Genomic DNA, 19,704 nt, shown 5'->3' with positions numbered 1-19,704 from the left:
ATCGCGAGCGCGGCCAGGCCAGCGAGCTTCGCGCTGGCCGAAGGGGCAGGGCCGCGGTGATCGGCCCCTTTGCCACTCACCCGCCCATGTACATGCTCCGGTCCGCGCCCTGCGCGGGTGCCTGGATTGCGGCCGGCGCCGGCGCTTGCTCGCGCTGCTCCTGCGGCAAGGCAGGCTTCTGCTCGCGGCTCAGGATCTCCTGCTGGCGCTCTTGCACGGCCAGCAAGCGCTGGCGGCGCTGCGCGTCTTCGGCCTGCCGCTGCTGGTAGAGGCGGGCGCTCTCGCGCGCGATGCCGGTAGCGTCGCGCTGCTGGGCGGGCTCCAGCTTCTCGCGGCGTTGAATGCGGCCGGGGTCCTGGCGGTCCAGTTCTTCGGATTGATCGAGGAAGCGGCGGTCGGCTTCACTGGGATACCAACCGCGTTGCATCATGGCATTGCGGATCCTGGCGAGATGGCGGGACTCCTGCTCGAACAGCTTCTGTTCCTGGCGCTCGGCCTCTTCCCGCTTTTCGTGTGCGTAGGCGGCGCGCTCGGCCATGGGGACGTGGCCGTCGGCCTTGAAGCGCGCCAGGGAGTAGGCTGCGTTCTCCCGTTCGGCGGCGTCGGCTCCGGGATCGTGGAGGGTCCGGTAGAGTGTTTCCACGCGCTCCCGGATGCTCGCCTGGTACCTGGCGTTCTCTGCCGCCAGGCAGGCCGTGTCGCCGGGCTTGCAGGCATCCGGGAACCAGCCGAAGCCGTAGTGCATGACCACGACCGCGATGCCGATCACCAGGGCGCCCGTGGCCCATAGCGTCAGCAGTCTGCCGGCCGGCATGCTGGCGCCGATCCTGACGCCGTTGCCGATGTCCTGCGAGGCGTAGACCCGGGCATCGTTGCTCCCGCCCCGTCCGGACGACGCACCGATCCCCACCCGCGTGCCGTTTCCCGTCCGCTTCGATACCCAGAATCTTCTACTCATGGCTCGCCCTGTCTGACCCTTGCACCCGCTCTGTGGCGGATGGCGGCGGCCATCATAGCACCCGGCGGCGAGCCGCGCCGCCCGGGCTATGGCGCGCCGGTCAGGCGCCGTCGGACAAAGGCGATATGCTCGCGCAGCACATAGAACTGGTCGGCGTAGGCCAGCGGCATCCTGAGCCGGTTGACGGCGTCCTCGATGTGGTCCAGCCGGGCGATCAGGGTGGCTTTCTCTTCCTCGGTGGGATCGACCAGCGCCACGCGTTCGATCTCGATCAGCGAGCCGTACCAGCGGTAGATCCGCGACTTGACGCGCCAGCTATAGAGCGAGGGCACCACCTTGAAGGCGGGGATCAGCAGCACCAGGATGGGCACCACCACCAGCAGCGCGCGGTCGAGCAGGCTGGCCAGCCAGAATGGCAGGTGCCGGTACAGGAAGCCTTTGCCCGAGGCGTAGTAGCGCGTGGCGTCGTCGCTGAGCGGGAACTCGTGCACGGTGGCCGAGGGGAATTGCCCCGCGCCCTGCAGCAAGCCGGGCTTGCCGTGGACTTCGCGCGCGGCCTCGATCAGCAGGTCGGACAGCGCGGGGTGCAGGTTGTCGCGCGCCACCAGTTCCACCGTGGGGCTGATCAGGTGGATCGGGTGGACGGGCAGGTTCTTGCCCAGGTCCAGCACGCCGGCCGGCAGGACCAGCTGCTGCAGGTAGAGGAAGCGCCGCGTGTACGCGTCGGCCTGGGCGAAGTCCAGCAGGCGGATGCCCGGCATGCGGAACAGCTTGCGCATGGTGGGGCCGGTGGCGGAGTCGCCGGTCAGCATGGCCACGTCGATCTTGCCGTCGAGCAGCGCCTGCGCCGCCTCGTCGCCGTCATGGGCGAGCAGCGTGGCGCTGCCGCCGGGCTCGATGCCATTGGCCTTGAGCAGCGTCAGCGCCAGCGCGCGGCTGCCGCTGCCTTCGCGGCCGATGGCGATGCGCGCCGTGCGGAAATCCGACAGCTTGTGCTTTTCCTTGCCGCGGTACAGCACGCTGATGGGCGCGTAGAACATGCTGCCGAGCGAGACCAGTCCCTCCTTGTTCACCTCGCCGGAGACGCCGCCCTGGACCAGGGCCACGTCGACGGACTGCTTGGGATCGGCCAGCCGCCCGACGTTCTGCAGCGAACCCTCGGACGGCAGCACAGTGAGCGTGATGCCGTTGCGCGCGAGGATCGCGCGGTACTTCTCGGCGGCGTTCCAGAACGAACTGTCCTTCGGCCCGGCGCTGATGGTGATGGCATTGGGCGGCGCCGGCTGGATCAGCCAGACCGCCAGCCAGGCGGCCGCGATGCAGAACACCACGGCGGGGCCGAAGGACACCGCCAGGTCGCGCCAGGAGATGGCGACGAAGCGGGCGCCCAGGCGGCGGATATCGGTTCTGGCGCGCGCCGCCGCGGGGGCGGAGGTGGCGTCGGGGCTGGCTCCGGGAGTGGTTTCCGGTCTGGCTTCGGGTGGCGTGGGCTTGGCTTGCCCGGAGTCTGGCGTCATCGGCTCGCGTGCGCTGGGATGGAGCGGCAGAATCATAGCACCGGCCCCGGCGGGCTTACCGCGCCGGGCGCCGCGGCGCCGGACCCGCCAGCGATAGCGCTGCTTCAGCTCCGATGGTCTAAGCTGAATATCCGCTCAATACCCGATGGAGGCCGATGTGCGTAGATATATTCCCATTGCCGCTTCGCTGTTCCTGCTCGGCGCAAGCGGTCTGGCCCTGGCCCACAACTGCCCGAACGAGATGAAGGCGATCGATGCCAAGCTTGCCACCAAGCCGGCGCTGTCGGCGGAAGACGCCGCCAAGGTGACCAAGCTGCGCGCCGACGGCGAGGCCTATCACAAGGCTGGCAAGCACGATGAGTCCATGAAGTCACTTGGCGAGGCAAAGAAGATTCTCGGCATCTAGACGACATATAGAAGAAGAACCATCCTGACGGATGCGGCGCCTGCGCCGCATCCGGCTTGCCGAAGAGCGCCATGCCGCTCACTTTCGGCCTGCGTTGCACTCATCCCGCCTGCCTGTCCCCCAGAATCGAGATCAATTCCGGCACCGTGCCTTGCGCGCGCTCGCTGTGGCTGGCCTGCTCATAGGTGTCCCGTACCGCTTCGGCAGTGGCGCGCGCGGCGCCAAGTTCCGCGGCCATGGTGGTGTAGTAGCCCATGTCCTTGAGCGCGTTGGCGAGCGAGAAGCGGAAGCCCGAGTTGTCCTGTGCTTCGATATAGGGGCGCAGGCGGTTGAGCACGACGCCGTCGCCACCGCCCTTGGAGAGCACTTCGAGCAGCACCGCCGGGTCCACGTCGGCGCGTTCGGCGCACGCGGCGGCCTCGGCCAGCACGGCGGAGAAGCCGAGCGAGACGTAGTTGTGCAGCAGCTTGAGCCGGTGGCCGGAGCCGACGGGGCCGGCATGGACGATATTCTCGGCAAAGCAGGCCAGCAGCGGCCGGTATTGCTCGAACAGTTCGCGCTCGCCGCCGACGATGAGATTGAGACGCCCTTCGGCGGCTTCCCTGGGCGTGCGCGTCATCGGCGCATCGAGAAAGCGGCCGCCGGCCCTGGTCACGGCGTCCGCGATGCGCACGGTGGACGAGGGGATGGCGGTGGAGCAGTCGATCACCACCGTGCCCGGGCGCAGCCCGGCGAGCACGCCATCGGGGCGGAACAGGACGTCTTCGACTTCCGGCGTGCCGGTGACGCAGAGGATCACGGCGTCGGCGGCGCGCGTCACTTCGGCGGGAGTGGCGGCGGTGGTGGCGCCCGCGGCCAGCAGCTTGTCCAGCGGCTGGTTGCCCGGATGGTCGAGCAGCACCAGCGGGTGGCCGTGCTTCGCGATATTGGTGGCGATGCCGTGGCCCATCATGCCGATGCCGATCATGCCGATTGTCTTCATGTTGTCTCCGTTTCGATGCCGGGCTGGCGGTTTTCCGATGGCCGCGCGCGCTTCAGGCGCGCTTGCCGCCGAGGCCGCCGGCGCAGATGTACTTGATCTCGACGTAGTCCTCGATGCCGTATTTCGAGCCTTCGCGGCCCACGCCGGATTCTTTCACGCCGCCGAAGGGCGCGACCTCGGTGGAGATGATGCCTTCGTTCAGGCCGACGATGCCGACCTCCAGCGCTTCGGCCACGCGCCAGGAACGCTCGTAGCTGCCGGTGTAGAAGTAGGCGGCCAGCCCGAACGGGGTGTCGTTGGCCATGGCGATGACTTCCTCGTCCGAGGAGAAGCGGATCAGCGGCGCCACCGGGCCGAAGGTTTCCTCGTTCATCAGCCTGGCCTTGGGCGAGACCTCGGTGAGGATGGTCGGCGTGAAGAAGTGCCCGCCCAGCGGGTGCGGCTGGCCACCCGTGAGCACCCTGGCGCCGAGCCCGACCGCGTCCTCGATATGCTCCTTGACCTTGCGCACCGCGGCGTCGTCGATCAGCGGGCCGAGGTCCACGCCGTCGTCCAGGCCGTCGCCCACCACCTGTGCTTCCACCGCGGTCCTGAGCTTTGCCGCGAAGGCGTCGTAGATGCCGTCCTGCACGAAGATGCGGTTGGCGCAGACGCAGGTCTGGCCGGCATTGCGGAACTTGGAGGCCATCACGCCCAGCACCGCGGCGTCGAGGTCGGCGTCGTCGAAGACGATGAAGGGCGCGTTGCCGCCCAGTTCCATCGAGACTTTCTTGACCGTGCCCGCGCACTGCGCCATCAGTTCCTTGCCGACTTCGGTGGAGCCCGTGAACGAGAGCTTGCGCACCACCGGGCTGCCGGTCAGCTCGCGGCCGACCACGCCGGCGGAGCCGGTCACCACGTTGAACACGCCGGGCGGGATGCCGGCCTCGCTGGCCAGTTCGGCCAGGGCCAGCGCCGAGTAGGGCGTGGCCGAGGCGGGCTTGACCACGATGGTGCAGCCGGCGGCCAGCGCGGCCCCCGCCTTGCGCGTGATCATGGCGTTGGGGAAGTTCCACGGCGTGATGGCGGCCACCACGCCGATCGGCTGCTTGATCACCACGATGCGGCGGTCGCTGGCGGGGGCGGGGATGATGTCGCCGTAGATGCGCTTGGCCTCTTCGGAGAACCACTCGATAAAGCCCGAGCCGTAAGCGATCTCGCCGCGCGACTCGCGCATCGGCTTGCCTTGCTCGGTGGTGAGGATGGTGGCGAGATCCTCCTGGTGCTGCATGCACAGCTCGTACCAGCGGCGCAGCATCCTGGCACGCTCCTTGGCGCTGGTGGCGCGCCATGCCGGCAAGGCCTGGCCGGCCGCAGCGATGGCGGCCTGCACGTCAGCGCCGGTCATGCGCGGCACCGTGCCGATCACGGCGCCGGTGGCGGGGTTGGTGACCGACAGCGTCTCGCGGCCGGTGGCGTCTACCCAGCGACCGCCGACATGGCATTGCTGGCGAAACAGCGAAGGACGGGTGATCTTCATGGTCAGGCGCTCCGGGCGGGCATTGGCCGCATCGATGGAAAGGAACAGTGAGAGGGGGAGGGTGAGGGCGCTGCTCGTGCCGCCTGATGCCAGCAGGTTGCCGGGCCGTTCGCCGCGCTGCAGGGCCGCAAGGCCGTCGATGGCTTGGTGTCTCCTGTGCGGTGACTGGCGATGGCGCCTCTGCGGGCGTTCGGAGACGCCGGTCCCGAGGCGGGGACGCGGTCGCGCTGGTCAGTAATTTGTATTACAAATTTATATGATGAGTTTGTCAACCACTTTGTTCCCGGTGCTATCATCGGCACGGAACGATGGCCAGCGCGGGCAACCGCGCCGGCAAGAAGAACAAGAAGCACGAGAAGCACGAGAAGCACGAGAAGCACGAGAAGCCACGGATGCCGCCCGATAGCGAAGCCGATACCGATAGCCGCACCCAGCCAGTCCGAGACGGAGCCCGCATGCGCACCGACACCCTGAACGCCACGGCCTCGCCGCGCAAGCCGCCCGGCGAGATGACGCTGGCCGACCGCATCACCGAGCTGCTGGCAAGCCAGATCCGCAAGGGCACCTATCCGGTCAATGCGCGCCTGCCCACCGAGAAGTTCATGACCGAGGAATACGGCGTGAGCCGCACCGTGGTGCGCGAGGCCATTTCGCGGCTCAAGTCGGAGGGACTGGTGGAAACCCGCCAGGGCAGCGGCACCGTGGTGCTCGACCCCAAGGCCAGCGAGGCCTTCCGCCTCGGCCGCAACGACGATAACCCCGCGCTGGGCGTGGTGCGCATCATCGAGCTGCGGCGCGGCATCGAAGCCGAGATGGCGGCGCTGGCGGCGGAGCGCCGCAGCGAGGCCGGGATGGCGCGGATCCGCCGCGCGCTCAAGGCCATCGACCGTGCGGCGGCGGCCGGCGGCGATGGCGTGGAGGAGGACCTGGCCTTCCACATGGCCGTGTCGCGCGCCACCGGCAACCCGCACTACACCGAACTGCTGGGCCTGCTGACGCGCGCGCTGCAGGACGCCATCCGCCTCACGCGCGGCAACGAAGCGAAGCGCGCCGATCTGGCCGCGCAGGTACGCGCGGAGCACGAAGCCATGTGCGCCGCCATCGAGGCGCGCGATCCCGAGGCCGCGCGCAAGGCCGCCTTCCTGCATATGAAGAACACGGCGGACCGCATTGCCCACGCCGACCAGAGCTACTGGACCGGCAACAGCCGCGCGGCCGCGCAGCGCCTGGCGCGGGCAGACCTGGGCGAGGTGCTGCGGCGGCCGTCCGCGCGACGCTAGTGTCCCGGGTCGAGCCGCGCTGGCGGCCGGGCAGCGTACGCATGGCGTGGCGGACGCAGGCAAGTCCGGGCGGCAATCCAAGGGGGGCCGGGCCTTAGCCCGGGATCTCACGCAGACGGCGCGAACGCCGCGGTGCTGCCGGGCTTGCGCAGCATCTTGTCCACCTCGCCGGCATGGAGTTCTTCGAGCTGGATCATCTGGCGCGCGTATTCTTCGAGCGCCACCGAGCGGTCTTCGACCAGCGCCAGGAGTTCGCGGTAGAGCTTGAGGGCGGCCATCTCGGCGTCGAGCGATTCGCGCAGGATGGCGGCGGTGTCGAAGGTGTGGCTGTCGAGCAGCTTGCCGATGGCCAGGGACGGATAGGCGCCCAGCGTGGTGATCCATTCCCCGGCCTGCTGCGCATGCAGCAGCGATTCGTTGGCCTGGTCGCGCAGCCACGACACGATGGGAATGCGGCCGAAGCCGAACACCAGCAGCGAGTAGTGCGTGTAGCGGACCACGCCGGCCAGTTCGGCCTCGAGGATCCCGTTCAGCACGGTGACGATCTTTGCCTTGTCCTCGTTGTTCATTTCAGCCATGGCTGTGTCTCCGGTTGGCTACGTCCCGCCGCGCGATGCCGTGGCGATGCTATGCCTTGGTCGCGATCATCATCGAATCCGCACCGCTGAGCGGTTCCACGCGCGCCTGCGCGAAGCCGGCCTGCCTGGCCCAGTCGCAGCATTGCGTGCCGGTGTAGTCGAATCCGCCCGGTGTCTCGATCAGCATGTTCAGGCTCATCAGCAGGCCGAACGCGTTCTGCCGGCGCGCGTCGTCGATCATGGCGTCGTAGACGATCAGGCGACCGCCCGAGGGCAGCGCCGCGTGGCACTGCCGCAGCAGATGCAGCTTCTGCTCCAGGTCCCAGTCATGGAGGATATGGCCCATCACCAGCACGTCGGCCTGCGGGCAGGGATCGTTGAAGAAATCGCCGGGGTAGAAGCGCAGCCGGTCCTGCAGGCCATGCTCGGCGACGTAGGCGTCGAACACCGGCCCGACCGCGGGCAGGTCGAAGCCGCCGCCGCGCAGGTGTGGATGGGCCAGCGCAAGCTGTACCGGCAGCGCACCCTGGGCGGCGCCGATATCGATGACGGTCTTGCATTCCTGCCATGGAAAGCGCTGCGCCATGGCTTGCGCGGCGGCCAGGCTGACCCCGGTCATCGCCCGCAGGAACCCGCGCAGCCCCGCTTCGTCGCGATAGAGCGTGGCGAACGGGTCGGTGCCCTCGGCGGCATCGCCCTGCGGCTTGCCGGTGCGCAGCGAGTCGGTGAGCGCCCCCCAGGCGGGGTAGAGGCGTGCGTTGGCCATCTCCAGCAGGCCGCCGACATAGGTGGATTTCGCCTTGTCGAGAAAATGGTCCGCTTCCGGCGTGTTGCGGTACCTGCCGGCGCCGCCTTGTCCACCGCCTTCCTGTCCGCCGCCTTGCCCGCCGTCCTCGCGGTCGAGCACGCGCAGCGCAACCAGCGCATCGAGGAAATCCGCGGCGCCGCGCGGATGCAGGCCTAGCGCCGCGCCCAGCGCGCCGGCATCGAGCGGCTGCCGCGCCAGTTGGGTGAACACGCCAAGTTCCACGGCGCTCAGCATGGCCTTGGCGGCCCAGAATCCCATGCCGAGCTGCAGCAGGTGCTGGGGCGAAAGCGCTGCCCCTGCGTCTGCCGGCGCACGCTGGGTGTCGGCTTCGTTTTGCATAGGTCACCTCATCACGGTGGGCACGGCGGTGGGGAGGATGCTAGCTAACTCTAGATGCCGGGCCGGTCGAAATCCAGCCGGGCCCCGCCTGCAGGCGAGGGTGCGTATTACAACGCCGGGTAAAGCGCACACGCGGGAAGCGCATGGCGCACGTGCCGCTTGCTGCTCGCTGTCGGCATGGGCCGCCCGCCTGCGCCCGCCGTGGCGGGGCCATGGCCGCCGGCCTGGACCCGGTACGGATTTTGCCCCGATCAACCATGGTGGAGGGGCGTTGGTCCCCTCCGGAACGACATTGGGGATAGCCATGGGTACGTGGACAGACGAATACGGCCGGCAACGGTATGCGCCGGGCGGCGCGGATGCGCCCGGCAACGACGACGGAGCGCGTGCGACAAGGCGCGCGCAGCGGCACGCGTGGTATTCCGGCGATCGCAACGACGATAGCTGGCGTCTCGGCGAAGACGAAATCGCGCGCTACGAATCGCGCTATCCGCAGGCCCGGTTCCGCCGGCCGGCGAGCGCCATTGCCGGCATGGGCGGTGGCGAGCGCCAGCCCTGGGGGCAGGGCCGTTGGGACCGCGGCCGCGATGAGGCGCTCGTATCGCCCGCGTCGCGCCGCCCGGACGGCGATGGCTATGCCAGCACCCAGGGCACGGCCGCACCGGATGGCGCCCCCGGCGGGCGGGGCTACGTCAGCGGTTACGCCAGCGGTTATGCGGACGGCTACCGCGCCGCGCAGCGGGCACGCGCGACGCCCGGCGTCGCCACGGCGGGGCCGGGCGCGGGGATGGCCGGCCCGGATGAATACCAGGGGGCCGGGTATGAGCGGAGCGGGTACGAACGCGGCCGGCGCATGGGTCCGAAGGGCTACCGCCGCTCGGACGAGAGCCTGCGCGAGGAAGTATGCGAGCGGCTTGCCTGCGACCACACGCTCGACGTGAGCGAAGTCACGGTTTCGGTAAGCGGGGGCATGGTCACGCTGGAGGGCACGGTCACCCAGCGGCACATCAAATACGAAATCGAAGAGGTGGCCGACGATGTGTACGGCGTCACCGAGGTGATCAACCAGATCCGGGTGCGGCCGTATGGGGTGCTGGCTTCGGAGTAGGCGGGCGGCGGCGTCGGCACGGCGTCGCATTCCGGCCCTGACGCCGCGCGGCGCCACCCATGCCACGGTGGCCCGCCACGCAGGCGGCGGGGCCTACGGCGCCGGCACCTGCCGGCGGGCGCGGCACAAGTGGGTGACGGCCAGCGCCAGCCCGAGCAGGCAGGCCAGGCTCCAGGCGTAGGCATGGGTATAGCCAGGCCAGTCCGGGGGCATGGCACTGGCTTCCAGCACGCCGTAGAAGACATTGCCGATCAGCGCCACCCCGACCGAGTTGCCGACCTGTTGCACGGTAGCCAGGACGCCGGAGGCGACGCCTGCGTGCCGCTCTGGCATGCCCGCCAGCACTGCGGATGCCAGCGGCGCCATTACCATGCCGATACCGGCGCCTTGCACCGCCAGAAGCCCGAGCATCGCCGCCACCGGCGCGGTGGCATGCGCATGCCACGGCAAGAGCGCATTGGCCAGTTGCAGCCAGTGGCCTGCGGCCAGCAGCAGCGCGCCGTAGGCGATGGACGAGCGACCCAGCCGCGCGGCAATGCGCGGCGCCGCCAGCGAGGCGCCGAAGAAGCCCAGTGCCAGCATGGTGAAGGCCCCGCCGCCTTGCAGCGGGCTCAGGCCGAGTCCGTCCTGCAGGTACAGCGCGAGCACGAAATAGAACGATGCATTGCCGGCATAGAAGGCCAGCGTCACCGCCAGCCCGCGCGCGAAGCCCGGCGTGGCGAACAGCGCGGGGCTGACCAGCGGCTGGCCGCCACGGGCCTGCAGCCGGCGCTGCTGCCATGCGAACAGCGCCAGCAGCGGCGGGGCCAAGGCCAGCGCCAGCAGCGTTGCTGGCGGCCAGCCTTGCTGGCGGCCCTCCACCAACGGCCACACCAGCGCGCACAGGGCCGTGGCAAGCAAGGCCATGCCGCGCAGGTCCGGCTTGCTGCCCGGGACCCGCGGCGCGGCGCGCAGCACGCGCGGCGCCAGCAGCAGCGCCGCCGCGGCCACCGGCACGTTGATCAGGAAGCAGGCGCGCCAGCCCAGGCCGCCCGGGTCGGCACGGATCAGCGCGCCGCCGAGCAGCTGGCCGAGCAGCGCGGCAAGCCCGAGCGTGAGCCCGTAGGCGGCAAAGGCGCGCGCGCGTGCCGGCCCGGTGTAGGCCAGCGACAGCATGGCCAGCACCTGCGGCTGCAGCAAGGCGCCGCCCAGGCCCTGCGCCACGCGCGCCGCCACCAGCGCGCGGGCGTCCGGCGCCAGTCCGCACGCGGCGGAAGCCAGCCCGAACAGCGCCAGGCCCAGCATGAACATGCGACGGCGCCCGAGCATGTCGCCCAGGCGCCCGCCGGTGATCAGGCCGGCCGCGTTGGCCACGCCGTAGCCGGCCACCACCAGCTGCAGCGCAGGGCAGCGCTACGGCTGGCTCGGGGCTGGGCGAGGACATGGCGGGGTTCCGGTCGGGATCCATCAGGCAGGGAACAGGCAGGCGACAGGCAGGCGACAGGCAGGCGTCGGCGGATCGTCAGTCAAGTCCGCGCACGAAGCCGAGGATGTCGGCAGACAGCCGCGCCCCGTGCGTGTAGGGCAGGCCGTGCGGTGCGCCTGCGTACACGGCGAGGCGCGCATCGGGCAGCAGCGCAGCCGTGCGCTGCGCGGTGAGCGGCAGGGGGCAGGACACGTCGTTGTCGCCGTGCACCAGCAGCGCCGGCACGCGGATCGCCGGCAGCTCGGCGCGGAAATCCGCATACGCGTTGGCATGGTTGCAGCCGAGCAGCGCCGGCAGCGAAGTCTGCAACGCCATCGCGCGCACCCATTCCAGCCGTGGCGCAGAGCACAGCCCGCCGCCGAAGGGCGCGAGGTTATTCTCCACCCACAGCGGGAAATCGCCGGCCAGTTCGCCTGCGACCTGCTCGAGCAGGGCGGGGGCGATGCCGTCGGGGTTGTCCGCGCTCTGCGCCAGGCACGGCGTGGTGCAGCCCACCAGCACCATGCCGGCGACGCGGCTGGCGCCATGGCGCGAGAGATAGCGCACGATCTCGCCGGCAGCCATCGAATGCCCCACCAGCGTGACGCGCCGCAGGTCCAGGGCCTCGATCACATCGGCGAGGTCGTCGGCCAGCGTATCGAAGTCATAGCCGCGGCCCGGATCGCCCGAGCGCCCGTGGCCGCGCCGGTCGTAGGCAATGCAGCGCAGGCCGGCGGCGCGCAGCGCCACCATCTGGGCACCCCAGGAATCCGAGTACAGGGCCCAGCTGGCAACGAACAGCACCACCCCGGCGGCGCTGCCGTCGTGCCAGTCGCGCACGAACAGCGAAACGCCGTCGCGGGTTTGCACGTAGTCCATCGGGAGGAGTGGGGCGGTGGTAGACGTGGTAGACGTGGCGGCGGGAGAAGCGGGAGAAGCGGGAGAAGCAGGATAAGCGGGTTCGAGGCGGGCAAGGCTGGCTGCGGGCATGGCGGTCGGCTCCGGTTGAGCTTGCCTGGCGGTTCCAGGCAAGCTCAGTGTCGGCGCTGGCGCGCGGCGGGCCAATTACCGGGGAGGTAATCGGAAGCCTTCGGAAGGCGTTGGCGGCGGTGGCTCGCTGGCGCGGAAAACGCGAGGCGACGGCATCGCGCAGGGAGCGCATCCGCTGGCCGCGGGGCCTGGTCTCTCTCCCGGGCAGCCTTGTTGCCCGCCGAATCCCCTTGCTGCGATACTGCGGTTCTCATCAGAGACGAGATACCGCCGGCATCCGCGGCGGCCCCGGGAGACGGCCATGGCGCAATTGCGGTTCCACGAACTGCCGGCGCAGGAGCGCGACGACTTCGCGTCCGCCTGCGCGCTGCACGGTTTTGCCCTTGAGGACTTCGAGGTCAGCGCGCAGGATGGGCGGGACGGCGCTCCTGGGCACGCGTCCCGCAGCATCACCGTGGCCCGCGTGACCGGGGGTGAAGCCAGGGAATACCGCGACGGTGTCCAGGGTGCGTGGACGGCCGTCTTCGAACGCGACCTCGCGCAGGATGTGTTCGGATTCCCGCTGGCGGATTAGCCGGTGTCTCCGCCAGGCGGGAAAGCATCCGCCCGGCCGGCCGGGTTGTCGGGCCGCGGGACCTATCCGGACGCCTTGGCCGCCGCCTGCGTGCGCGCGCGCACGGTAGCGCGGCTCGAGCTTGCCGGTGACGAGCGGATGGCCTCTTCCAGCGCATCGGCAAGCGCGCGCGTACGGCGCTCGGCTATCTGCTGCAGCGTGGGCTCGCACGATGACGGGGGCTGGGCGGGCAATGCACCCACCTGCGCCGCGCCATCCGGGCGGCTGGCCGCATCGGTCATTGGTTTCGGGTCATGGAACATGTGGGCAAAGGTGTTGGGTCCTGGGGCTGCCGTCACCGGCAGGGCATGGCGCCGCCACGTGCGGCCTGGCCGCATTTTGCGCCGGCGCGGCACCGGTGCGCTGCCCCCTTGTTGGTGTAGGCGCGAAGAACTATTGACGCGGCTGCGGCGTTCGGCGCATGGCGGATTCCCTGCGCGGCCGGGCGCGCATGCCGGGCGGAAAAAATGGGGACGCGGCACTCGGCCCGCGTCCCCGCAAGCCCCAGCCATGTGACAAATGGCTTCCCGTCATGCGATGCTGAACTGGCAGGAATCGTGCCACTCGCGCCAGGACAATTCGCCCGGGCGCAGGCGATGCCGGGTGTCCGCGGGTGGCCGGTCTCTGCGCGGTCGGCGCGCGGCAGCCTGAGGGGTCGCCGGTGCACGAATGCCGGCCGCGGGGTATCCCGAACTTTCCTGCTCATGTAAAAAAGTCGCATGGCCCCGTGCGGTGGTCATCCCGCGCGCGACAGGTAAAAAAATGCCCGCCGGTCTGGTCCGGAGGGCATTGACGAAGTGAGATGGGCGAGCGCTTTGGTTTCCCGCCCGCGCATAGTGTCTCACCATGAGCGTCGATCGGCTGCCCCAATACCGGGGGGTTTGTGCTTCGTCACTCACTTGACACGCATCAAAAAATAAATGCGACAGCGATGGCAGCGGAGCCGGTGTCGGCCCGATCCAGGTGCTGCATGGGCTATGCATTGCGCTGTGCGTGGACCGCTCTCCTGGCTTGCCGGCGCAGGTTCCTCGCCTTGCCATTTGCCCAGCTCATTTGCCATGTGATCCCGGCACCCGGAACGAGGCCACCCGGGCGGCGCACGGCATGGTGCGCATGGCAAGAGTTTCAAGGCCGCGCCGGACCGCATGCGCCGGACTCGCCGGATTCGCCGGCGAGCTCGCGTACGAGCCGGACTACTTCGTCGGGGTGGCAAGGCTTGGGGCAGTAGCGCACGCTAGGGTTGGCGATGGTGGGCACAGGGCGCATGCTGGTCGAGATTACCAGCGGCGTGGCACAGAGCGCGTGGTCGTGCAGCAGCATGCCGCACAGCACCGCGCCGTCGCCATGCGGCATGATCCAGTCGGTCACTACCACGCTGGGATGCACGCGTTGCGCCATGAAATAAGCGCTGAATCCGTCGGCGGCGCGCTCCACGATATAGCCGGCGTCCTCAAGCGCGCACGCCAGCGCATCTGCCACGCCGGGTTCATCGTCGACCACGAGGATGGTTTGACAGGGACGCCGCATGGAATCTGCCTATGATGAGTTTGTCGTAGAAGACACTGCTCCACGCAAGGCCCGGGCCAGAAGCCCGCTGCCTGCCACCGCCAGCCGGAACCTGCCCATGCCCGTCGTGCAACCCGTGCCACCAGTGTCAGATATGCCAGGGCGCCCAAAGGGGCCGGACATGGCTGCCGCGCCGGTCGCGCGCAGCGATATCCCGGCCCGCCTTGACCGCTTGCCGTGGTCGCGCTGGCACTGGCGCGTGGTCATCGCGCTGGGCGTGGCATGGGTGCTCGACGGACTGGAGGTGACGCTGGTCGGCTCGCTCGGCGGCGTGCTGGAGCGTCCCGACGGCCTCGGCCTGGATGCGGCGCAGGTGGGCTGGCTCGGCTCCCTGTACGTCGCGGGCGCGGTGGCGGGCGCGCTGGTGTTCGGACGGCTGGCGGACCGCCTCGGACGCAAGACCTTGTTCCTGGCGACGCTGGCCGTGTACATGGCCGCCACGCTCGCCACGGCATTCTCCACGGGCTTCGTGTTCTTCGCGGTGTGCCGCTTCCTGACCGGGCTCGGCATCGGCGGCGAATACGCGGCGATCAATTCGGCCATCGATGAGCTGATCCCGGCCCGCGTGCGCGGCCGCGTCAACCTGGCCATCAACGGCAGCTTTTGGCTCGGCGCGGCACTGGGCGCCGGGCTGAGCCTGCTCCTGCTGGATCCGCGCGTACTGGGCCCGGCGCTGGGCTGGCGCGCCGCGTTCGCACTCGGCGCCGTGCTGGCGCTGGCCATCCTGCTGGTACGGCGCGATGTGCCCGAGAGCCCGCGCTGGCTGCTGTCGCACGGGCGCGAGGCGGAGGCGGGCCGCATCGTGGCGGACATCGAGTCGCAGGTGATCGCGCAATACGGCGCATTGCCGCCCGCGGCGGGCACGATCACCTTCGTGCGCCGCGCCACGCCCGCGCTGCGCGAGGTCGCCGGCGTGCTGTTCCGGCGCTAGCGCATGCGCAGCGCGGTGGCGCTGGCGCTGATGGTGTCGCAGGCATTTTTCTACAACGCGATCTTCTTCACCTATGCGCTGGTGCTGACGCGTTTTCACGGCGTGCCGGACAACCGCGTGGGGCTGTATATGTTTCCGTTCGCGCTGGGCAATGTGCTCGGGCCGCTGCTGCTGGGCCCGCTGTTCGACAGAGTCGGCCGGCGCCGCATGATCGGGCTGACCTATGTGCTGTCCGGCGTGGGCCTGGCGCTGACCGGCTGGGCCTTCGTGCAAGGCTGGCTCGACGCGCGCAGCCAGGCCCTGTGCTGGTCGGTGGTTTTCTTCCTGGCGTCGGCCGCGGCCAGTTCGGCGTATCTCACGGTCAGCGAGGTGTTTCCGCTGGAAACGCGCGCGCTGGCGATCTCGGTGTTCTACGCTGTAGGAACAGGGAGCGGCGGATTTATCGGCCCGCTGCTGTTCGGCGCGTTGATAGAAAGCGGCAGCCGCGTGGCGGTGGCTACCGGCTACGGCATCGGGGCGCTGCTGGTGATCGCCGCGGGCCTGTTTGCCTTGCGCTACGCGGTCAACGCAGAGATGCGCCCGCTGGAAGACATCGCGCCGCCGCTGTCCGCGGACCCGGCGCAAGCGACGCGGGAATAGCGCCAGGCCCGGGCATGCCGCCCCTGTACTCTGCCCGTGCTGCATGCAAGGCGCGCATCGCCGGGCGCGCTGTCAGCCCCGGCCATGCGCAGGGCAAGCTGGCACGATTTGCGCGTGAAGCTCGCCCGTTCCCAGCCGACCAGGAGCCACCATGACGATGGATGACTATCAAGCCTGCATCGACGCGTGCAATGCCTGCGCCGCGGCGTGCAACCACTGCGCGGCGTCGTGCCTGCAGGAAGGGCAGGCCGCGGACATGACGGAATGCATCCGGCTGGACATGGAGTGCGCCGCCTTGTGCCAGCTTGCCGCCGCCGCGATGGCGCGCGGCAGCCCCTATGCAGCGGAGATATGCCGCTTGTGCAGCAAGGCCTGCGAGGCCTGCGCCAGCGAGTGCGGACGACATGCCGTGCGGCACTGCCAGGTCTGCGCGATTGCCTGCAAGCTGTGCGCGGACGCGTGCCACGGCATGGCATAAGGCGCGCTGATGCACATCACACGCGCAATGATCTGCGCGCGTGACATGCACCTGTGACATGCACCTGTGACACGGGCGGAGCAGTCGGCGCGCGCAGGTAACGATTACCATCGTGCGCCTTTGTTTCCGGCCACGTGAACCCATGCGTGTTCGTCCGCATCGCGCCCGGCGCAGGCCGCCGGGAGGCCGCCAGGCAAGCGCTGCCAACGCATGCCGCCCGCCCCGCGCGAGCACTCCCCCCCGAGCGGCCCGCATGCTTGTCGGACGGCGTCTGACTGGCACATGTCTGGCTTGGGAAGAGACCAGGCGCTCCGCATGCGAGCGACCCTTTTCCTCTCTTTTCCTCTCCGAGGAGGTACCTATGAAGCATTCATTCGCCAAGGCCCTGCTGATGGCAGGCGCCGCCATGGCTTCGGTTTGCGCGCTGGCCCAGGGCGTGGGCGTGCAGGAGCCCCGCAGTCCGTATTCGCAGGGCGGCATGTCCAATAGCGGCGCCGGCCTGACCGACCCCTACGCCGGTGCCCGCGCGCCGGACAAGTTCGACCCTTACACGCAGGGCGCCAGCCAGCCCGTGCGCACCGACCTGGCCCCCACGCAAGAGCCCTACATGGACCAGAGCCAGAATGCGCAGCTGGCCTACATGGACCGTTCGCGCTGGCTGGGCCCCACGCTGGGCACGCGCCTGGGCCTGCGCAGCCGCTTCCTGGACGGGGCCTGAGATCCGGCGCCTCATAGGCTGGCCGTGATCTTGATTTCCGACTTCCGCCCCAGCAGGTGAAGTGCCGGGGGCGGCATGCATCGGCGCCCATGCCAGTCGCGCAACGCCATGGCCGGGAAGATCAGGCCGAGGGCACCGGATCCTTGCGCCGGAATGCCGCCTGCGCGGTGGCGATCACCCGGCCCTGGCTGTCGGTGACTTCTGCATTGGAGAAGAACACGCGCCGTCCGCCGCCCACGCGCCGGCCTGTCACCACCAGCGGTTCGAGTTGCCCCGACGAGACATAGTTGACGTTGAGCGAGATGGTGGTGGCGGCGCGCCGCACGCCACCTTCCGGGAACAGGCCGGCATAGCCGCCGGCGGCGTCCAGCAACGTGGCCAGGATGCCGCCCTGGACCACGCCGGTGTTGTTGAGATGCGCGGGCTGGGGCACCAGCGCCATGCGTACCAGGTCCGGCTGCCACTCCACGATGGTGACGTTGAGGGATTCGAGGAAGGGGTTCTCCAGCGCATAGGGCTGGTTTGCGGGGGTCTTGTCGGACATGGCTTGCAGCGGTCGGCAATCGAATGGAATGGCCGACATGATAGCTGGCGGCGGCGAACCGTTCTTCATATCATCGAAGGGCAGCCTTCGGCTTGCGCCACGATGCCGTGCCGGGCTGCCTTGCCTTCAGGGAGACCGCCATGCCCCGCCGTCCATCTGTCCTGGCCGCAGCGTTTGCGCCGGCCGTCGCCGGCGGCTTTGCCGTGGCCCTGGCCATGCCTGCCGGCGCCGCGCCGGGTGCCGATGCGAAACTCGTCGCCGAGGCCACGCAAGGCCAGCTCAAGGCGCTCAAGGGCAAGGTCTTCGACAAGTCATGCAATGAGTCGGTGGACTACGATGCCGCCGTCGTCGACCTGAACGGCGATGGCCAGCCCGAGGTTTTCACCAATTTCTACGGCACTTGCGTGGGCGGCATGGCCGGCGTCTCGATGCAGTTGTACGTGAAGGATGGCAGCGGGCGCTGGCAGCCGCAGTTCGGCTTTCCGGGGCAGGCCACGGTGCTCAAGACGAAGCACCTCGGCTATCCGGACATCGAGATCGGCGGGCCGGGCAATTGCTTTCCGGTCTGGCGCTGGAACGGCGCGCAGTATGCGCCGTACAAGAAGTGCGCGCGCTAGCGGCGGCGGCTCAGGGCAGCGCGCGCAGTGCCAGGAGCCCGCAGCCACCCAGCGCGCCGCTCAGCGCGCCACTCAGGCTGGCCGCGCGCAGCCAGGCCATCGACTGCCGCAGGCCGGCCTTCATGCCGCGCTCCGCGCCGCGGCCAGCACGGCCGCCATGACCGCGGCGGGAATCGCCAGTCCGGCCCACGCGCGCAACGCGCTGCCGGCGGCGAACACCCATAGCACCGCGCACGCGTACAGCGAGAACGACAGCAGCGTGGCGGTCGTCACCGCCTCGGACGGCGGCATCGGCAGCACCACCGCCAGCAGGCCGGTGGCCAGGGCTGCCAGCACATAGCCGCCACCGATCGCGGCCACCACGCGCGAGGCAACATCCAGGCGGTAGCGGCCGTTCCGGCTCAAGCCCATGTCCGCGCCTCCCGGGCAGCCCGGCCGGGCACAACAATCCGTAGCGGGGCAGTGGAAATGAGTCGATGCATTGGCTATATGTCCTATGGAAGAGGGCCGTATTGCGCGGCAGGCGGCCCGCCGCGCAAGAGGCCGGCCGCAGGCGACGCCTGATGGCCCTGTTGGTCGCATATGATAATCGTTCTCATTTGAGTTGTGTGGATCCGGGCGGATTCCCGGTGCTGGCTGGCCTGTTATGTGCTTGCTGCCGGAGGCCGTATTACTGGGCGATCTGCCGCGTTTTTGGCTCTCGCAAGAGGCGGTTTCCGCGCTCGGCTATCATGTGCGAGCTTCGGGGATATGGGTGTGCGGTGAGCGCCGCATGGAGAACCCCCTGTCCCGCATCCTTTACTGGTTTCTATCGTGTCTTCCGCTATTCCCGCTGTTCTTTCCGCCGACGTCAAACGAGTAGCCGCCATTGTCTGGATACGGGTCCAGATGGAGCGGCTGGGCATCACCGCCGATGACATCGAGGCGGCGCAGGCAGCCGCGGCGCCGAAGGCTGAACCTGTGGCCGAACCCGGCGGCGGGCAGCAAATCCTGCCGGTGGCGGAACTGCTTGCCGCGCCGCTCGCGGAGCCTGCCGCGAAGATTGCTGCCGCCCTGGACACGGAAGTGGCGGCGGAAGTTGAGCCGCTAGTGGAGGCGGACGTTGAAGCGGAGGTTGAGGCGGAAGTTGAAGCGGAAGTTGAAGCGGTCGCCGAACCCGAGGCGGAAGCCGACGTCATCGCGGAGCCGGCCGGCCCGGTTCAGGGGCTGTTGCCAGCGGCACCTGTCACGGCGCCGCCGATGGTGGCGCCGCGGCCGCGGCGCAAGAGGAGGCGTGGCCAGCGCAATGCGGCCGATGTCGCCTCGCCCGGATCGGCACTGGCAGTAGCGCCGGAAGCCGCGGCGTCAGCTGCGGGTTTGCCGAAAACTGTGGCGGAGCCAGAAGCCGAACCGAAAGCCGAGCCAAAAGCCGAGCCAAAAGCCGAGCCAAAAGCCGAGCCAAAAGCCGAGCCAAAAGCCGAGCCAAAGGCCGAGACCGCGCCCGTCGTCACCCCTGCTGCGGCCCCGGCGGCTCCCTCCGGCCCGCGCCGCTACCGCAACGCCGAAGGGCAGGTCTGGGACGGCGAGGGCGCGATGCCCTCGTGGCTGCTGCGCGCGGTCAATGCCGGCCAGTCGGTCGAGCATTTCCGCGTGGGCTGAGGGCAGACGGGGCGCCGGCAGTCCGGTGCCC

Annotated in this window: 19 protein-coding genes and 2 pseudogenes; 9 read left to right on the top strand and 12 right to left on the bottom strand. The window is 69.5% G+C overall.

Annotated elements, in window-relative coordinates:
* Nucleotides 1–76 precede the first annotated feature (76 nt).
* Together AC1DO7_RS05445 and AC1DO7_RS05440 are read right to left on the bottom strand one after the other, a co-directional pair.
* The gene (locus tag AC1DO7_RS05445) at nucleotides 77–958 is read right to left on the bottom strand and encodes a hypothetical protein (protein ID WP_441616659.1); all 882 of its coding nucleotides are present in this window, start codon (nucleotides 956–958) and stop codon (nucleotides 77–79) included.
* 86 nt (nucleotides 959–1,044) lie between these two features.
* On the bottom strand, nucleotides 1,045–2,475 hold the full coding sequence (locus AC1DO7_RS05440) for a TAXI family TRAP transporter solute-binding subunit (protein ID WP_441643333.1): 1,431 nt from the start codon (nucleotides 2,473–2,475) through the stop codon (nucleotides 1,045–1,047).
* 145 nt (nucleotides 2,476–2,620) lie between these two features.
* On the opposite strand from AC1DO7_RS05440, the gene AC1DO7_RS05435 reads away from it, so the two are divergent.
* A complete protein-coding gene (locus tag AC1DO7_RS05435; RefSeq protein ID WP_441616663.1) occupies nucleotides 2,621–2,881 on the top strand; it encodes a hypothetical protein in 261 nt (86 codons plus the stop codon).
* 100 nt (nucleotides 2,882–2,981) lie between these two features.
* Here AC1DO7_RS05435 and AC1DO7_RS05430 read toward each other — a convergent pair whose 3' ends face one another.
* Together AC1DO7_RS05430 and AC1DO7_RS05425 are read right to left on the bottom strand one after the other, a co-directional pair.
* Nucleotides 2,982–3,863 carry an NAD(P)-dependent oxidoreductase gene (locus AC1DO7_RS05430; protein ID WP_441616665.1) on the bottom strand — a complete coding sequence of 294 codons (882 nt, stop codon included), beginning with the start codon at nucleotides 3,861–3,863 and terminating at the stop codon, nucleotides 2,982–2,984.
* Between the two features lie 52 nt (nucleotides 3,864–3,915).
* Nucleotides 3,916–5,382 (bottom strand): NAD-dependent succinate-semialdehyde dehydrogenase, encoded by a 1,467-nt coding sequence (locus AC1DO7_RS05425; protein ID WP_441616667.1) that lies wholly within the window; start codon nucleotides 5,380–5,382, stop codon nucleotides 3,916–3,918.
* Between the two features lie 308 nt (nucleotides 5,383–5,690).
* Between AC1DO7_RS05425 and AC1DO7_RS05420 the strand changes: the two genes are divergently transcribed.
* Nucleotides 5,691–6,662 carry a FadR/GntR family transcriptional regulator gene (locus tag AC1DO7_RS05420; RefSeq protein ID WP_441649924.1) on the top strand — a complete coding sequence of 324 codons (972 nt, stop codon included), beginning with the start codon at nucleotides 5,691–5,693 and terminating at the stop codon, nucleotides 6,660–6,662.
* Nucleotides 6,663–6,769: 107 nt separating this feature from the next.
* Here the strand turns inward: AC1DO7_RS05420 and AC1DO7_RS05415 are convergent, their stop codons facing one another.
* Nucleotides 6,770–7,240, bottom strand: coding sequence for a ferritin-like domain-containing protein (locus AC1DO7_RS05415; protein ID WP_441616671.1), 471 nt, complete (start codon nucleotides 7,238–7,240; stop codon nucleotides 6,770–6,772).
* Between the two features lie 49 nt (nucleotides 7,241–7,289).
* Complete coding sequence (locus AC1DO7_RS05410; RefSeq protein ID WP_441616672.1) at nucleotides 7,290–8,387, bottom strand: methyltransferase; 1,098 nt, start codon at nucleotides 8,385–8,387, stop codon at nucleotides 7,290–7,292.
* A 304-nt stretch (nucleotides 8,388–8,691) separates the two neighbouring features.
* Between AC1DO7_RS05410 and AC1DO7_RS05405 the strand changes: the two genes are divergently transcribed.
* Nucleotides 8,692–9,495, top strand: coding sequence for a BON domain-containing protein (locus AC1DO7_RS05405; protein ID WP_441616674.1), 804 nt, complete (start codon nucleotides 8,692–8,694; stop codon nucleotides 9,493–9,495).
* A 93-nt stretch (nucleotides 9,496–9,588) separates the two neighbouring features.
* Here the strand turns inward: AC1DO7_RS05405 and AC1DO7_RS05400 are convergent, their stop codons facing one another.
* Nucleotides 9,589–10,863, bottom strand: a complete 1,275-nt coding sequence (locus AC1DO7_RS05400) for an MFS transporter (RefSeq protein WP_477115867.1) — start codon at nucleotides 10,861–10,863, stop codon at nucleotides 9,589–9,591.
* Between the two features lie 133 nt (nucleotides 10,864–10,996).
* A complete protein-coding gene (locus AC1DO7_RS05395) occupies nucleotides 10,997–11,818 on the bottom strand; it encodes an alpha/beta fold hydrolase (RefSeq protein WP_441616678.1) in 822 nt (273 codons plus the stop codon).
* Nucleotides 11,819–12,230: 412 nt separating this feature from the next.
* Between AC1DO7_RS05395 and AC1DO7_RS05390 the strand changes: the two genes are divergently transcribed.
* Nucleotides 12,231–12,503, top strand: a complete 273-nt coding sequence (locus tag AC1DO7_RS05390; RefSeq protein WP_441616680.1) for a hypothetical protein — start codon at nucleotides 12,231–12,233, stop codon at nucleotides 12,501–12,503.
* A gap of 62 nt (nucleotides 12,504–12,565) precedes the next feature.
* On the opposite strand, the gene AC1DO7_RS05385 is transcribed toward AC1DO7_RS05390, so the two are convergent.
* Together AC1DO7_RS05385 and AC1DO7_RS05380 are read right to left on the bottom strand one after the other, a co-directional pair.
* Nucleotides 12,566–12,784, bottom strand: a complete 219-nt coding sequence (locus AC1DO7_RS05385) for a hypothetical protein (RefSeq protein WP_441616682.1) — start codon at nucleotides 12,782–12,784, stop codon at nucleotides 12,566–12,568.
* 883 nt (nucleotides 12,785–13,667) lie between these two features.
* On the bottom strand, nucleotides 13,668–14,069 hold the full coding sequence (locus AC1DO7_RS05380) for a response regulator transcription factor (RefSeq protein ID WP_441616684.1): 402 nt from the start codon (nucleotides 14,067–14,069) through the stop codon (nucleotides 13,668–13,670).
* Nucleotides 14,070–14,202: 133 nt separating this feature from the next.
* On the opposite strand from AC1DO7_RS05380, the pseudogene AC1DO7_RS05375 reads away from it, so the two are divergent.
* The 3 genes and pseudogenes from AC1DO7_RS05375 to AC1DO7_RS05365 all read left to right on the top strand — a co-directional run bounded on the left by AC1DO7_RS05375 (nucleotide 14,203) and on the right by AC1DO7_RS05365 (nucleotide 16,874).
* A pseudogene (locus AC1DO7_RS05375) lies at nucleotides 14,203–15,678 on the top strand (MFS transporter).
* A 151-nt stretch (nucleotides 15,679–15,829) separates the two neighbouring features.
* Complete coding sequence (locus AC1DO7_RS05370) at nucleotides 15,830–16,156, top strand: four-helix bundle copper-binding protein (RefSeq protein WP_441643334.1); 327 nt, start codon at nucleotides 15,830–15,832, stop codon at nucleotides 16,154–16,156.
* Nucleotides 16,157–16,517: 361 nt separating this feature from the next.
* On the top strand, nucleotides 16,518–16,874 hold the full coding sequence (locus AC1DO7_RS05365) for an endonuclease (protein ID WP_441616688.1): 357 nt from the start codon (nucleotides 16,518–16,520) through the stop codon (nucleotides 16,872–16,874).
* A 121-nt stretch (nucleotides 16,875–16,995) separates the two neighbouring features.
* Here AC1DO7_RS05365 and AC1DO7_RS05360 read toward each other — a convergent pair whose 3' ends face one another.
* Nucleotides 16,996–17,418: a PaaI family thioesterase gene (locus AC1DO7_RS05360; RefSeq protein WP_441616690.1), complete on the bottom strand. Its 423-nt coding sequence runs from the start codon at nucleotides 17,416–17,418 to the stop codon at nucleotides 16,996–16,998.
* A 140-nt stretch (nucleotides 17,419–17,558) separates the two neighbouring features.
* Between AC1DO7_RS05360 and AC1DO7_RS05355 the strand changes: the two genes are divergently transcribed.
* Nucleotides 17,559–18,035 carry a hypothetical protein gene (locus AC1DO7_RS05355; protein ID WP_441616692.1) on the top strand — a complete coding sequence of 159 codons (477 nt, stop codon included), beginning with the start codon at nucleotides 17,559–17,561 and terminating at the stop codon, nucleotides 18,033–18,035.
* Between the two features lie 120 nt (nucleotides 18,036–18,155).
* On the opposite strand, the gene AC1DO7_RS05350 is transcribed toward AC1DO7_RS05355, so the two are convergent.
* Nucleotides 18,156–18,446, bottom strand: a complete 291-nt coding sequence (locus tag AC1DO7_RS05350) for a DUF3649 domain-containing protein (protein ID WP_441616694.1) — start codon at nucleotides 18,444–18,446, stop codon at nucleotides 18,156–18,158.
* A 1,080-nt stretch (nucleotides 18,447–19,526) separates the two neighbouring features.
* On the opposite strand from AC1DO7_RS05350, the pseudogene AC1DO7_RS05345 reads away from it, so the two are divergent.
* Nucleotides 19,527–19,673, top strand: a pseudogene (locus tag AC1DO7_RS05345) (H-NS family nucleoid-associated regulatory protein); the annotation flags it as partial.
* Between the last annotated feature and the right edge of the window lie 31 nt (nucleotides 19,674–19,704).

The organism is Cupriavidus sp. 05N40, assembly GCF_056397305.1.
The sequence above is the reverse complement of the archived record's forward strand: the minus strand, read 5'-3'. Positions and strand labels throughout refer to the sequence as shown.

Bases quoted from the DNA above. Each gene is read 5' to 3' on its own strand.
- AC1DO7_RS05405 (WP_441616674.1), top strand. From the start codon at position 8,692: ATGGGTACGTGGACAGACGAATACGGCCGGCAACGGTATGCGCCGGGC.
- AC1DO7_RS05390 (WP_441616680.1), top strand. From the start codon at position 12,231: ATGGCGCAATTGCGGTTCCACGAACTGCCGGCGCAGGAGCGCGACGAC.
- AC1DO7_RS05365 (WP_441616688.1), top strand. From the start codon at position 16,518: ATGAAGCATTCATTCGCCAAGGCCCTGCTGATGGCAGGCGCCGCCATG.
- AC1DO7_RS05420 (WP_441649924.1), top strand. From the start codon at position 5,691: ATGGCCAGCGCGGGCAACCGCGCCGGCAAGAAGAACAAGAAGCACGAG.
- AC1DO7_RS05440 (WP_441643333.1), bottom strand. From the start codon at position 2,475: ATGACGCCAGACTCCGGGCAAGCCAAGCCCACGCCACCCGAAGCCAGA.
- AC1DO7_RS05350 (WP_441616694.1), bottom strand. From the start codon at position 18,446: ATGGGCTTGAGCCGGAACGGCCGCTACCGCCTGGATGTTGCCTCGCGC.
- AC1DO7_RS05435 (WP_441616663.1), top strand. From the start codon at position 2,621: ATGGAGGCCGATGTGCGTAGATATATTCCCATTGCCGCTTCGCTGTTC.
- AC1DO7_RS05370 (WP_441643334.1), top strand. From the start codon at position 15,830: ATGACGATGGATGACTATCAAGCCTGCATCGACGCGTGCAATGCCTGC.
- AC1DO7_RS05360 (WP_441616690.1), bottom strand. From the start codon at position 17,418: ATGTCCGACAAGACCCCCGCAAACCAGCCCTATGCGCTGGAGAACCCC.
- AC1DO7_RS05415 (WP_441616671.1), bottom strand. From the start codon at position 7,240: ATGGCTGAAATGAACAACGAGGACAAGGCAAAGATCGTCACCGTGCTG.
- AC1DO7_RS05385 (WP_441616682.1), bottom strand. From the start codon at position 12,784: ATGACCGATGCGGCCAGCCGCCCGGATGGCGCGGCGCAGGTGGGTGCA.
- AC1DO7_RS05445 (WP_441616659.1), bottom strand. From the start codon at position 958: ATGAGTAGAAGATTCTGGGTATCGAAGCGGACGGGAAACGGCACGCGG.
- AC1DO7_RS05355 (WP_441616692.1), top strand. From the start codon at position 17,559: ATGCCCCGCCGTCCATCTGTCCTGGCCGCAGCGTTTGCGCCGGCCGTC.
- AC1DO7_RS05380 (WP_441616684.1), bottom strand. From the start codon at position 14,069: ATGCGGCGTCCCTGTCAAACCATCCTCGTGGTCGACGATGAACCCGGC.
- AC1DO7_RS05410 (WP_441616672.1), bottom strand. From the start codon at position 8,387: ATGCAAAACGAAGCCGACACCCAGCGTGCGCCGGCAGACGCAGGGGCA.
- AC1DO7_RS05395 (WP_441616678.1), bottom strand. From the start codon at position 11,818: ATGGACTACGTGCAAACCCGCGACGGCGTTTCGCTGTTCGTGCGCGAC.
- AC1DO7_RS05430 (WP_441616665.1), bottom strand. From the start codon at position 3,863: ATGAAGACAATCGGCATGATCGGCATCGGCATGATGGGCCACGGCATC.
- AC1DO7_RS05425 (WP_441616667.1), bottom strand. From the start codon at position 5,382: ATGAAGATCACCCGTCCTTCGCTGTTTCGCCAGCAATGCCATGTCGGC.